At 64.2% G+C, this 12,541-nt stretch carries 12 protein-coding genes, 1 tRNA gene and 1 pseudogene; 9 read left to right on the top strand and 5 right to left on the bottom strand.

The annotated features are described in order from the left end of the window. Positions 1 to 68 precede the first annotated feature (68 nt). The 5 genes and pseudogenes from ASE69_RS11280 to ASE69_RS11260 all read left to right on the top strand — a co-directional run bounded on the left by ASE69_RS11280 (position 69) and on the right by ASE69_RS11260 (position 3,806). Positions 69 to 290 carry a hypothetical protein gene (locus ASE69_RS11280; protein WP_056486413.1) on the top strand — a complete coding sequence of 74 codons (222 nt, stop codon included), beginning with the start codon at positions 69 to 71 and terminating at the stop codon, positions 288 to 290. Further along, on the top strand, positions 290 to 481 hold the full coding sequence (locus ASE69_RS11275) for a DUF6771 family protein (protein WP_056486409.1): 192 nt from the start codon (positions 290 to 292) through the stop codon (positions 479 to 481). The genes ASE69_RS11280 and ASE69_RS11275 overlap by 1 nt, the downstream gene beginning before the upstream one ends. Positions 482 to 1,491: 1,010 nt before the next feature. Next, positions 1,492 to 2,904 (top strand): annotated as a pseudogene (locus ASE69_RS11270) (YifB family Mg chelatase-like AAA ATPase); the annotation flags it as partial. A 57-nt stretch (positions 2,905 to 2,961) separates the two neighbouring features. Next, positions 2,962 to 3,046, top strand: a tRNA-Leu gene (locus ASE69_RS11265). Positions 3,047 to 3,134: 88 nt separating this feature from the next. Continuing rightward, positions 3,135 to 3,806 carry a cell wall hydrolase gene (locus tag ASE69_RS11260; RefSeq protein WP_056062203.1) on the top strand — a complete coding sequence of 224 codons (672 nt, stop codon included), beginning with the start codon at positions 3,135 to 3,137 and terminating at the stop codon, positions 3,804 to 3,806. Positions 3,807 to 3,810: 4 nt separating this feature from the next. Here ASE69_RS11260 and ASE69_RS11255 read toward each other — a convergent pair whose 3' ends face one another. Both ASE69_RS11255 and gntA read right to left on the bottom strand, forming a co-directional pair. Further along, positions 3,811 to 4,398: a DUF1989 domain-containing protein gene (locus ASE69_RS11255; RefSeq protein ID WP_056486399.1), complete on the bottom strand. Its 588-nt coding sequence runs from the start codon at positions 4,396 to 4,398 to the stop codon at positions 3,811 to 3,813. Continuing rightward, positions 4,391 to 5,077 carry a guanitoxin biosynthesis heme-dependent pre-guanitoxin N-hydroxylase GntA gene (gene gntA / locus ASE69_RS11250; RefSeq protein ID WP_056486396.1) on the bottom strand — a complete coding sequence of 229 codons (687 nt, stop codon included), beginning with the start codon at positions 5,075 to 5,077 and terminating at the stop codon, positions 4,391 to 4,393. Before gntA ends, ASE69_RS11255 begins: the two co-directional genes overlap by 8 nt. A 131-nt stretch (positions 5,078 to 5,208) precedes the next feature. Between gntA and ASE69_RS11245 the strand changes: the two genes are divergently transcribed. The 4 genes from ASE69_RS11245 (at position 5,209) to ASE69_RS11230 (ending at position 9,686) form a co-directional block, all read left to right on the top strand. Next, positions 5,209 to 5,925, top strand: coding sequence for a Crp/Fnr family transcriptional regulator (locus ASE69_RS11245; RefSeq protein ID WP_056487031.1), 717 nt, complete (start codon positions 5,209 to 5,211; stop codon positions 5,923 to 5,925). A 53-nt stretch (positions 5,926 to 5,978) separates the two neighbouring features. Continuing rightward, positions 5,979 to 6,161: a hypothetical protein gene (locus tag ASE69_RS11240; protein WP_082441422.1), complete on the top strand. Its 183-nt coding sequence runs from the start codon at positions 5,979 to 5,981 to the stop codon at positions 6,159 to 6,161. Positions 6,162 to 6,264: 103 nt separating this feature from the next. Then, the gene (locus ASE69_RS11235; protein ID WP_056486393.1) at positions 6,265 to 8,397 is read left to right on the top strand and encodes a M3 family metallopeptidase; all 2,133 of its coding nucleotides are present in this window, start codon (positions 6,265 to 6,267) and stop codon (positions 8,395 to 8,397) included. Further along, positions 8,397 to 9,686: an MFS transporter gene (locus tag ASE69_RS11230; RefSeq protein ID WP_056486390.1), complete on the top strand. Its 1,290-nt coding sequence runs from the start codon at positions 8,397 to 8,399 to the stop codon at positions 9,684 to 9,686. The genes ASE69_RS11235 and ASE69_RS11230 overlap by 1 nt, the downstream gene beginning before the upstream one ends. 122 nt (positions 9,687 to 9,808) lie before the next feature. On the opposite strand, the gene ASE69_RS11225 is transcribed toward ASE69_RS11230, so the two are convergent. The 3 genes from ASE69_RS11225 to ASE69_RS11215 form a co-directional block, all read right to left on the bottom strand. Continuing rightward, positions 9,809 to 11,155, bottom strand: coding sequence for a sensor histidine kinase (locus tag ASE69_RS11225; RefSeq protein ID WP_056486387.1), 1,347 nt, complete (start codon positions 11,153 to 11,155; stop codon positions 9,809 to 9,811). A 10-nt stretch (positions 11,156 to 11,165) separates the two neighbouring features. Next, complete coding sequence (locus ASE69_RS11220; RefSeq protein WP_056062218.1) at positions 11,166 to 11,885, bottom strand: response regulator; 720 nt, start codon at positions 11,883 to 11,885, stop codon at positions 11,166 to 11,168. Positions 11,886 to 11,953: 68 nt separating this feature from the next. Beyond that, positions 11,954 to 12,466, bottom strand: coding sequence for an EF-hand domain-containing protein (locus ASE69_RS11215; RefSeq protein WP_056486384.1), 513 nt, complete (start codon positions 12,464 to 12,466; stop codon positions 11,954 to 11,956). Positions 12,467 to 12,541 lie beyond the last annotated feature (75 nt).

Raw genomic sequence — 12,541 nt, 5'->3', positions numbered from 1 at the left:
AAAACCACCGGAGTGACCGCCGCCAAATTTGGCCTAGCGTTCCGCTTTTGTTCCATTATGATCGGGGCATGGAACACGCAATCGAGTCGATGCGCAGCGGCGCACAGCCCTACAGTCAGACGCATAATCTGATCGTAGAAATCCTGCCTGACATCCGCCCATGCGAGATGCAGACAATCTATTTTCAGACCATTGAGGATGGGCCGGAATCGTTGCTCGCGCCTATCGAGGCGGAGTTTAAGCGACGAGGGCTATCACCTTACGCGACGTACTCCACCGATTACCTCTAATGGGCGGCGTCATCACAGCCGAACGGATCGGCCAGCTAATCGAGGATGCACCCGCGTGGGCGAAGATCGCGCTTACGGTCCCGCAAGAGCGTTTGCGCGAGGATGCGAAGCGCGAGCTAGGCCAACACATCTACGCGGCTCTGTTCCAGCCGGTGGCAAAGGATGCGGCGCAACTGGCGCTACCGCTGTGATCGATGGGCGCGAAGACCTTCCACTCGCTCTACGATTTCGTACGCCACGGAACGAACATTCACGTCTCGTGCCGCAATGGGGATTGCCAGAACACGGGCATCATGGACGCCTACGGGGCCTCGACATGGTTCCGCCTGCATCGCTGGGCAGATTCCTTAGATGGCGCTCTAGGACGGTCCGCTAGCGATCACTTCAGGTGCAGGCGTTGCGGATCAAAGGCGGGATCGCTTAGGCCAACGATGGATAAGCCGACCGTGACGAACTTCTTCCCCGCCGACGAAAACGGTTGGAAGGCATTGCAGCAACGGTTGCGAGGGTGAGCGTTAAAAGGATTTGCCGCGCCCGTGCTAGCCGTGGCATCATCCGGGGAAGCGGTGAGATAGGCGCAGCGGACGCCGTTGTTAATGGCACCCGTCCTTGCCGGGAAAAGTCGCCTACCTCACCGCCCCCTTCGGGAGCCAGTTGCACCGGTCGCTTACCAGCGATTGGGTCCGTTCCCGGAATGCAACCTCAACAGGTTGTGCGACCGCACCTTTATTAGCAAGCGTTCGAGGGGGCGTTTCCCTACTCGGTTCGTCGCGTTCCCATTGGGGTTGGTCGAGCGACGAATAGACGACGCGCGGATTTCTGCCGAGTTGGGGAAGCGCAAGAGGACGAACCGGGAACGAAAACTTATTTGATCCCTAATCATATTGCATATGATCCGGCTTCGTTCTCATATGCCCTAGGGGCGACCAAGCTTACTTTACGACCCTAGATTACGCCTCGCATCGCGCAGATATGCGGATTCAGTGCGAATGCGGGCGGATTATCAATGTCCCGTTTCGAAATGTCTTGGCCATGTTTGGCGGCGTCCCGCAGCATGTGGACAAGGCGAAGCGGCGGCTGGTCTGCAAGCGCTGTTTCAAAAAAGGCGTGGCGACTATTTCGCCAGTGCCGACCGTGCGGCGGTAGGTAGAACCGCAGATTCCCCTCATTTTCGCGCTTGATATGTGCGTCAACTAGGAACGTCGTGGGCCTCGCGGACAAGGCGGTCGGCGAAAGTCGCGAACGCGTGCGTGGTGCGATCGCCGGGATGGGGCTGTCGCTGCCGCCGAAACGCATCGCGGTGAACCTTTCACCTGCGGATCTCCCTAAAGAAGGGTCGCATTTCGATCTTCCTATCGCGCTCGCTTTGCTGGCCGCGATGGGCGTGGTCGATGCCGAGGCGCTGGCCGATTACGTGATCGTCGGCGAACTCGGGCTCGATGCGCGGATCACCGCGTCTCCGGGCGTGCTGCTCGCGGCGCTGCATGCGTCGGAAGTGGGGAAGGGGCTTGTCTGCCCCGCCGCGCAAGGCTCGGAGGCGGCCTGGGCGGGCGAGATCGAGGTCATCGCCGCGCCTGATCTTTTGTCGCTGCTCAACCATTTCAAGGGCCACGGCCTGCTCAGCCCACCCAAGCCGGGGATCGCGGAAGCCGCCGATCACGGTCCGAACCTGCGGCAGGTGAAGGGCCAAGAGACGGCGAAGCGAGCGTTGGAGATTGCTGCCGCGGGCTCGCATAATTTGTTGATGGTAGGGCCGCCCGGTTCGGGGAAGTCGCTGATGGCCTCATGCCTGCCCGGTATCCTGCCGCCTCTAGACCCGGCCGAAGCGCTCGAAGTGTCGATGGTGCAATCAGTGGCGGGCACGCTCTCCGGCGGGCGCCTGACCCGCACGAGACCCTTCAGAGCGCCACATCATTCCGCCTCGATGGCAGCACTCACCGGGGGCGGCTTGAAGGTAAAACCGGGGGAGGTCAGCCTCGCGCATCTCGGCGTCCTGTTTCTCGACGAACTCCCAGAGTTCCAGCGCGCCGTCCTCGATTCGCTGCGCCAACCGCTGGAGACGGGCACGGTCAGCGTCGCCCGTGCCAACGCGCACGTCACCTTTCCTGCGCGCGTACAGTTGATCGCCGCGATGAACCCGTGTCGGTGTGGCCACCTCGGCGATGCGAGCCTAGCCTGCGCGAGAGCTCCAAAATGCGCCGCGGATTATCAGGCGAAGGTGTCTGGCCCCTTGTTAGACCGAATCGACCTGCACATCGACGTCCAGGCCGTCAGCGCCGCTGACTTGATACTCCCGCCGCCGACCGAGGGCTCGGCGGAAGTTTGCGCGCGCGTTGCAGCGGCCCGCGCGATCCAGACCGACCGCTACCGCGACCACTCGGTTCGCACGAATGCGGAGGCGGATGGCGCGTTGCTCGACGCCGTTGCCACGCCCGACGAAGCCGGCCGCAGGCTCCTTGCCCAAGCCGCCGAAGCGATGCGCCTGACCGCGCGCGGCTACACCCGCATCCTCCGCGTCGCTCGCACCATCGCCGATCTCGCCGGCAGCGAAACAGTCGGCCGCATTCACATTGCCGAAGCGCTAAGCTACCGCCGCCAGCCGCCCCGCAACTAAAGGCGCAACTAAACCCGCTTGCGGCGGACGAAAGCTTCGTCTAGCCAACCCGCCGCTGCCCCTGTGGCGAAATTGGTAGACGCGACCGACTCAAAATCGGTTGCCGCAAGGCATGCTGGTTCGATTCCGGCCAGGGGCACCATCTTTTTCCGACGATCACCCCTCGACCGTCGGGACGAGTGGCACAGTGATCGTTTTTTTTGCGAAAATTTCGCCGGTAAGGACGCGGGATGGCGAAGCGACCGGCCCGATATGTCTCATCGCGGCGGCGCAATCGATCCGGGCTGAGACCATCCTCCGAGCATTGGCTTCTCCTGCTCGGCGCCGTGGTCGCGTTCGCGGCGATCTTCGGGTCGTTGACCGATCTGCCCTGGCCGACCGAAACTACCACGGATCACCGCAAGCCCCGGCTGACGATGGCGCAGGCGCGCGCATCCAATGCGCTGGTCCCGATCGTTGCCGACAAACGCAAGCGCGCGGAGCCGTTCCGGTTCCGTGGTGGTCCTGCGGCGCGCCTCCAGGCGACCGAATGCCTCGCCACCGTCGCGCTCTATGAAGCCGGTACCGATCGCGACGGACAGCGCGCGGTTATCCAGGTCGTGCTCAACCGGGTCGGCGCGCGGGGCTTCCCCAAGACGGTCTGCGGGGTCGTCTATCAAGGTGCGAACCGGAAGACGGGATGCCAGTTCTCGTTCACCTGCGACGGCTCGCAGACACGGCGGCCCGAGCATGACGGCTGGGAACAGGCGCGACACGCGGCACGGCGGGCGATGAACGGCTACGTCTATACGCCGGTCGGCCGCGCGACGCATTACCACACCGACTGGCTGGTACCGTACTGGCGCAGTTCGCTAGTCAAGGTGGCGACCGTCGAGTCGCACATCTTCTACCAGCGCCGCTGAGCGCTCAGCCGATCCGGTACTGGATCGGCTTGAAGCTGCCCCCGTTCGATTGCAGCGCCGAACACGCGGTCATGCCGATCACGAGGTCCATCGCGGCGCGGAAGACGATCGTGTCGCCGGCCTTACTCAGCGGCGGTTCGACCGTGAACGTGCCCGTCTCGCCATTGATCGGCACGTTCATGAAGCAGTTGAACGCGACCGGGATCTGGTCCGGCTCGATGTCCCAAGGCGCGAGCGCCTCAGCAAGATTGCCGAAGCAGCCGCGATGCGGATCGGTATCGCCGTAGATGATCGCGAAGGTTTCCTTCGAACACGGCGTTAACAGGAAATCATGCCGCCCGACATCGTCCGAGACGATTTCCAGCATCACGTTGCTGCGGTTGGAATAGAGTAGGTCGCCCGTCGTGAGGTACAGCCTGCTTGCATAATCGAGCGTCCGCCCCGACGAGATCGCCTCGCGAACGTCGGCGCGATTGTAGGCGAGCAAGTCCGACACCTGACGACCCTCGGGATCGATCACGGTGAGCGTCTGCCCCTTGTCGAGCGTGAACCCGGCCCCCGAACGCGGCGGGATCGTCTTGATGTCAGCCACGGGCTTCGCCTCGCTTGAAAGGGCATTTCCAGGATTCGTCGACCACGCGTCCGCTATATTGCCGTGCTTCGCTCGATTCACCGTGGCGCGCCAGCATCGGGTTCATCGAGCCGGCATATTCGAGATCGCGCGCGAGGATCGACGACCGCAACTTGTCGTAGCGCTGCTGGTCGCGCAACACTTCGAACTGGTCGTGCAGGTTGAACACCATCGCCGGCGATTCGAACTTTCGCGCCGGACGGCTCGCATTGGGATGGAGGCCGACGACGAAGAATGCCTCGCCCGCAAAGCTCAGCGAGAAATGCGGATCGTCCGGATCGCTGCTCACCGACGGGTCGGGGCGGTAGCCGAGCCACTCGTCCTTGTCGCTAAGTGATTGAGCACGCGCCCAAAGATGTGCTTCGAACTCTGCCTCCGACAGCAAGGCAGGTGCTTCGAAGAGAATGATAAGCGTCCGAAAGATCGCACGATCCTCGCGGTATTTGCGGACGGTCTCGCCGAGTGCCGGAGAAATTCGCATATCATCCCAAGCGGATCGCACATCGCGCGCGACGAGAATGTCCATCTGTCCCTTGGCGAGCGCCGATTTTGCGCCGACGCACGGGAATTGCGGCGCCTGCACAGTCTCGATGAACTTGCGCGCGAGCGGGTGGTCGTTCTGGAAGATTGGCTGGTACATGGTCGGGGAGGAACCCGCGAACCGCGGCAATGTTTCGCGTCCGGCATAACCTTTGATATTGATCAGTACGAATCCCGATCTGTTCTTCTATCGCCAAGGGCGGTACGAGGCCGGGTGATGAAGGGGTGTCGATGATCTCGGAAAAATTCCTCATGGGCCGCGGTCGCCATGAGTTGAGCAACGAAGAAAAGCAGGTGCTGGAGGACGGCATCGAATCCGTGCGGCAGGTGCCCGGGCGCAAGCAGATCGTCCGGGCGGGCGACCTCATCGAGACGAGCACGCTGCTGATCGAGGGGTTCGTCTGTCGCTACATGGACGACCGCGAAGGTCAACGCCAACTGGTCGCCGTGCACGTACCGGGCGATTTCGTCGATCTCCACGCATTCCCGATGAAGCGGCTCGATCACGACATCGCGACGCTGGGGCCGGTGAAGATCGCCTGCTTCGAACACCGCACGCTGCAGTCGATCACCGAGCGCTATCCGCATCTGACGCAGAAACTGTGGTTCAGCACGCTGCTCGATGCGGCGATGCACCGCGAGTGGATTTTCCGTCTGGGGCGGCTCGGCGCGGAGGGGCGTATCGCGCATCTGTTCTGCGAACTGAACGCACGGCTGGAGATGATCGGGATGGCGGCGGAGGGACGCTATATGCTGCCGATGACGCAGCCAGATCTGGCCGAGGCGACCGGGTTGACCGGCGTTCATGTAAACCGCGTGTTGAGAGCGCTTCGCGAGAAAAACCTGCTGACGTTCAAGGCAGGCGAGGTAAATATCGTGGATCGTAAAGCACTTGCAGCCGTTGCGGAATTCGAACCACAATATCTCTACGGTTCCAGGGGCGAGTGACGGGCACCCGGCGCATGACCCCTGGCAGGATCAACGGTCGGGGGAGTGAGACCATGATGACGCCGGAAACCCTCGCAGGCATCGCCGCCGCCGAGAATGGGCTGGTGACGCTGGACGGCGTCGACGGCTTGGCGATCACCTTCACGGCAGAGGCTGCCGCGGAGACGGGGCGTCGACTTATTGCGGCGGCGGAAGTCGCTGCGAGCCAGCCTCGCGACGATCGATCCGGCGACTGATCTCGCGGCGCGTACGACCGATCCTATGAGCGGATCGGTGGCGACGCCTTCCGCTACGTTACTTTATCACTATGCTACCCGGTACATTGACCGGGAGATCCATGTGCAGTTTCTATACCTCGCCGCCAGCGCCGTTGCGTTGATGGCGTCTACGTCGATCGTCACGCAGACTGGTGCGACGTCCACGACACCCGCCGCGAACCCCTTATTGGCCGATTGGACCGGCCCGACCGGCGGGGTGCCGCCGTGGGACAAGGTTCGCCCCGAGCTGTTCCCGCAGGCGTTCGAGGCCACGCTGGCCGAACGCACCGCCGAGTACCGCAAGATCGCGGACAATCCGGCCAAGCCGACCTTCGCCAACACGATCGTGCCGATGCAGTTGGCCGGCAAGCGCTACGGCCAGGTGATGACGCTGTTCGGCGTGATGACCGGCAACATGAATACCCCGGCCTACCAGAAGCTCGACCGCGAATGGTCGCCGAAATTCTCCGCGGCGTCGGATGCGATCACGTTCGACAAGCCGCTGTTCGCGCGGATCCAGGCAATCTACGCAGGCCGCAACTCCAGCGGATTGAATGCACAGCAGATCCGGCTCGTGACGCGGATCTACGACAGCTATGTGCGGCAGGGCGCCAAGCTGACCGACGCGCAGAAGACGCAGCTTTCGCAGTATAACCAGCAGCTCGCGACGGCGTTTTCGACGTTCGGCGAGAAACTGCTCGCCGACGAGAGCACCGCCATCGCGGTCGGCGATGAAGCACAACTCGCCGGTTTGCCCGACAGCGTGAAGGCGGTGGCCAAGGCCGCTGCGACCGAGCGGAAGCTGCCGGGCTTCGCGATCGTCAACACGCGCTCGGCTGTCGATCCCGTACTCACCTATGCCACCGATCGGGCGCTGCGCGAGAAGGTGTGGCGCGCGTTCGTCAATCGTGGCGACAATGGCGATGCGAACGACACGAACGCGACGATCGCGCAGATCGTCAAGCTGCGCGCCGACCGCGCGCATCTGCTCGGGTTCAAGACGCATGCCGACTGGCGCATGCAGGACACGATGGCGAAGACGCCGGCGGCGGCGATGGACCTGATGATGCGCGTCTGGCCTGCCGCCAAGGCGCGCGTGGCCGAGGAAGTCGCGGACATGCAGAAGGTCGCCGGCACGTCGCTGACGATCGAGCCGTGGGATTATCGCTTCTACCAGGAGAAGGTGCGTAAAGCCCGGTACGATCTCGATCAGGCGCAGCTGAAGCCGTATTTCGAGCTCGGCAACATCATCCAGGGGTCGCTCTACGCCGCCAACCGGCTGTACGGGCTCAACTTCAAGGAGATCACCGGCACCGTTCCGGTGTTCGAGCCGAACATGCGCGTGTGGAGCGTCACCGACAAGAACGGCAAGGACGTCGGGCTGTTCTACCGCGACGATTTTGCGCGGACCGGCAAGCGATCGGGTGCGTGGGCGAACACGTATCGCGGGCAGCGGGGGCTAGCGCCGGCGCAGCTCGTGCTGTCGTCGAACAACAACAATTTCGCCAAAGGCGCGCCCGGCGAGCCGATCCTGATCAGCCTCGACGATGCGCAGACGCTGTTCCACGAGTTCGGCCACGCGATCCACGCGATGCTCCAGAATGTCTATTATCCGGGGCTCGCGGGCACGCCGCGCGACTTCGTGGAGTATCCGAGCCAGGTGAACGAGCATTGGCTGCTGACCCGCGACGTGCTCGACAAATATGCGCGGCATTACCAGACCAAGGCGGCGATGCCGCAGGCGTTGCTCGACAAGATCGAGCAGTCGAGCAAGTTCAACGAAGGCTTCAAGACCGCGGAATATCTGTCGTCGGCGATCGTCGACATGAAGATCCACACCGTCCCCGACGGCGTGATCGACCCCGACAAGTTCGAGGCCGCGACGCTTGCCGAGATCGGCATGCCGAAGCAGCTGGTGATGCGTCACCGCGTGCCGCAGTTCCAGCATTTGTTCGCGTCGGACAGCTATTCGGCGGGCTATTACAGCTACCTCTGGTCCGAGACGATGGACGCCGACACCTTCGCGGCGTTCGAGGAGGCGGGCAGCCCGTGGGACAAGCCGACCGCCGACAGGTTCGCGAAGATCCTGCTGTCGACCGGCAACGAGACCGATCGCGCCGAGGCGTATCGCGCGTTCCGCGGGCGTGATCCCGACGTGAACGCGCTGCTCAAGAAGCGCGGCTTTCCGACACAAGCGCCGCAGGGGACGAAGTAATGGCACCCGATCAGAAAACGCGCCTCAAGGCGATCATCGGTGGTTCGACCGGCAATCTGGTCGAATGGTTCGACTGGTACGTCTATTCCGCCTTCACGCTGTATTTCGCACCGCATTTCTTCCCGTCCACCGATCGCACCGCGCAGTTGCTCAGCACGGCGGCGGTCTTCGCGGTCGGCTTCCTGATGCGGCCGATCGGCGCGTGGATCATGGGGATCTACGCCGATCGGCACGGACGTAAGGCGGGGCTGACGGTGTCGGTCACGCTGATGTGTGCCGGCTCGCTGATCATCGCGTGCACGCCGGGGTACGAGACGATCGGCGTCTTCGCACCGACGATGCTGGTGATCGCGCGGCTGATGCAGGGTCTGTCGGTCGGCGGCGAATATGGCGCGTCGGCGACGTATCTGACCGAGATGGCAGGCAAGAACCGCCGCGGCTTCTTCTCGTCGTTCCAGTACGTCACGTTGATCTCGGGCCAGCTGCTCGCGATCTGCGTGCTGCTGATCCTGCAATCGACGATGAGCGAGGCGGCGCTCGATTCCTGGGGTTGGCGCATTCCGTTCGCGATCGGCGCGGTGCTCGCCGTAGTCGTGTTCTATATCCGCCGTGGCCTCGCCGAGACGCAGAGCTTCGAGAATGCCAAGGCCGATGCAGGCGACGGCAAGCCCAAGTCGGGCTTCATCCAGCTGATCACCAAGCATCCGCGCGAGACGATCACGGTGATGCTGCTGACCGCGGGCGGTACGCTCGCCTTCTACGCCTACTCAATCTACATGCAGAAGTTCCTGGTCAATACCAGCGGGTTCAGCCGCGAGGTGGCGAGCCAGATCAATGCCGCGACGCTGTTCGTGTTCATGCTGTTGCAGCCGATCGCGGGCGGGCTTTCGGACAAGATTGGGCGGAAACCGCTAATGGTCGGGTTCGGTATTGCCGGCGTGTTGTTCACCTATCCGATCTTCGCCGCGCTGGAGACCGCGACCAACCCGATCTATGCCGGGTTGCTGGTGATGGCGGCGCTGGCGATCGTGACGGGCTACACGTCGATCAACGCGGTCGTGAAGGCGGAACTGTTCCCGGCGCACATCCGCGCGCTGGGCGTCGCCTTGCCCTATGCGCTAGCCAACACGCTGTTCGGCGGGACCGCCGAGTTTGTCGCGTTGAAGTTCAAGGGAGCGGGCTTCGAACGCGGCTTCTACTGGTACGTGACGGCGATGATCGCGGTGTCGCTGGTGGTGTATCTGCGCATGAAGGACACGCGGACGAACAGCCAGATCGTCGAGGACTAGGTGTGCGCTGCTCCCTCTCCCCTCCGGGGAGAGGGATGTGGTGAGGGGTTGTTCCAGGCGGTGTCCTGCTTGGCTGCCCCTCACCCCGACCCTCTCCCCGGAGGGGAGAGGGAGCAGTTTAGCTAGCGCGGGAGCTCGATGATCGCGTCGAGTCCGCTGCCGGCGCGGTTAACTAAGCGGATCTCGCCACCAGCTTCCCGCACGATCGCGCGTGCCAAGGCCAAACCCAAGCCGATCCCTCCCGTCTCCCGGTTCCGCGAACTCTCCAACCGCGTGAACGCGTCGAACACGTCGCCCATCCGATCCTCCGGGATACCGGGGCCCTGGTCCGCTACGACGATCGCCACGGTCTTCGCCCCCGCCTCGACACGCACCTCAGCCGACACACCGTATTTGATGGCATTCTCGATCAAATTGCGGACCGCACGGCGGATCAGTGAAGGGCGCAGATGCATCCGCAGCCGCTCCGTCTCGACGAAGCTCACATCGCTGCCGATATCGCGAAAATCCTCGACCACGGCATCGACGAGCGCCGCAAGGTCGACGTCGGTCAGCGGTTCGCTTGGTCGCCCGAGCCGTGCCAGCGAGAGAATGTCGTCCAGCGTGCGGTTCATCTCCGCCACCGTATCGATCATCCGCGCCCGATCCACATCGTCCTCGACCGACTCGATGCGCACTCGCAGAGCCGCCAGCGGCGTGCGCAGGTCGTGGCCGATCGCGCCGAGCATCCGGTCCTTCTCGTCGAGCATCCCCGTGACCCGCAACCTCAACGCATTGAACGCCGCAATCAGCGCAACGACGTCGTCGGGTCCATGCGGTGGCATCGGCGCACCTGGATCACCCGGCCGAAAGCTCTCCGCCGCGCGCCGCAAATCCTGAAGCGGGCGCGAAATCCGTCGGACGATCCACAGCACCGGCAGCAACACGATGATGTACAGGATCGCCGTTTGCGTCAGTACCGCGAGCAACAGCCGCCAGCCGGGTTGCGGCCACGGCGCAGTGACTGCCAGCCATCCGCGTCCGGGCTGCTCGATCGCGATCAGCAGCGTCGCGCCCTGCCGATCGCCGCGTCGCAGCCCGTCGCGGCGATGCGCGTCGCTCGTCTCGTCGGTGGCGGGGCGAAGGCCGGTATCGATCCGCCCGACGGTCAGTCCAAGATCGGCGAACTGCCGGCGCAGTTCGGTGGCGACTTCGGGATGACGCTCGAACATCGTGGGTGGGATCGGATTGGCCCGCAAGCGGCGTACGCGGCCGCGGTCGGGGCTCAGCGGGCGGCCGCCATGCGCTTCGCGGTCCAGCGCGTCGGCGATCCGGGTCGCGACCGGCCGCGTCGCCTGGGCAAGACGGAATTCGGAGCGATCGTGCAGGATCATGCCGAAGTTGATGACCTGCGCCACCAACAGCGCGAGCGCGATCAGCAGCGCCATCTGGCCGGCCAGACTGCGCGGCCAGGGCTTGAACCGCGTCATACGGACCCGATCACAGGCGCGTGACTTCCGCCGCCAGCGTATAGCCGCCGCCCCAGACCGTCTTGATCAACTCCGGCGTCTTCGCGTCCGCCTCGATCTTCCGACGTAACCGGCTGATCTGGTTGTCGATCGCACGGTCGAACGCGGCGGCCTCGCGACCCTGGGTCAAATCGAGCAACTGGTCACGCGTGAGTACCTGGCGCGGGCGCGTCACCAGCGCGAGCAGCAGGTTATATTCGCCGGTCGACAGCGGTACGGACACGCCTTCGCGGTCGATCAGCGCGCGCTCGCCCGATTTCAGCACCCAGCCGGCGAACCCGTAGGAGCTGCTCTCCGGCGCGTGCTGGCGTGATCCGCCCGCGGTCGCGCGTCGCAGCACCACTTTCACGCGCGTCGCCAGCTCGCGCGGCGAAAACGGCTTCACCACGTAATCGTCTGCTCCCATCTCGAGCCCGACGATCCGGTCGGTCTCCTCCGCACGCGCGGTCAGCAGGATCACCGGCACGTCGCTGGTCGCGGCGATGTGGCGGCACAGCGACAGGCCGTCCTCGCCCGGCATCATGATGTCGAGGATGACGAGATCGATCGCGTATGCCGTCAGCCGCGTCCGCGCCGCCTCCGCATCGCCCGCCTGCGTGACGCGAAACCCCTGTTTGGTGAGGTACACGGCCAGCGGCTCGCGGATCGAGCGCTCGTCATCGACGAGCAGCAGGTGCGGCATATCTCCCATCGGGGCAGTGTCTAGCATGGCGGCTGTCCAGGGGAAGCACCGACGCCCGATGCTTCCCCTCCTTCACATTATTGAGCGGGTGCAGGCGCGGGCGGGGTCGCGCCGTCGCGGCGTTCGCGCCGGTCGACGTGGCGCATCTCGGCGGCGTTGGCGCGCTCGGTCGCGTCGATCGTGCCGTCGTGATTGGCGTCCATCCGGTCGAACCGCTTGAGCGCGCGCGCCTCGAACTCCTCGCGCGTCACGCTGCCGTCGCCGTTCGGATCCATCCGGCGGCCCATGCCGTCATGCTTGCGACCGCCCGGCGGCGGCACGGGGACGTCGCGACCGCTGGCCACCATCCGGTCGTGCATCGCGGTGCGATAGGCGCGCATCTCGCCGGCACTCACGCGGCCGTCGCGGTCGGTATCCATCTGCGCGAACCGGGCGTCGGCCTGCGCGATCGCTTCTGCGCGCGTGGTGACGCCGTCGCGGTTTTCATCCTGCCGCACTGGTGGACGCGGGGTTGCGGGGGCAGTCTGCGCGCTGGCAGCGGACGTGATCGCGCTGGCAGCGAGCATCAGGGTAAGGACGGTCTTGCGCATGTCGGACTCCGGCTGTGTGGGACGAATTCCCATTCAATGACGCCGTTCTAAGCCTCGGTTGTCGCAGCGTTTTGC

The organism is Sphingomonas sp. Leaf208, from assembly GCF_001421415.1.
Classification (GTDB): Bacteria; Pseudomonadota; Alphaproteobacteria; order Sphingomonadales; family Sphingomonadaceae; genus Sphingomonas.
This window is presented reverse-complemented; position numbering and strand designations above follow the sequence as displayed.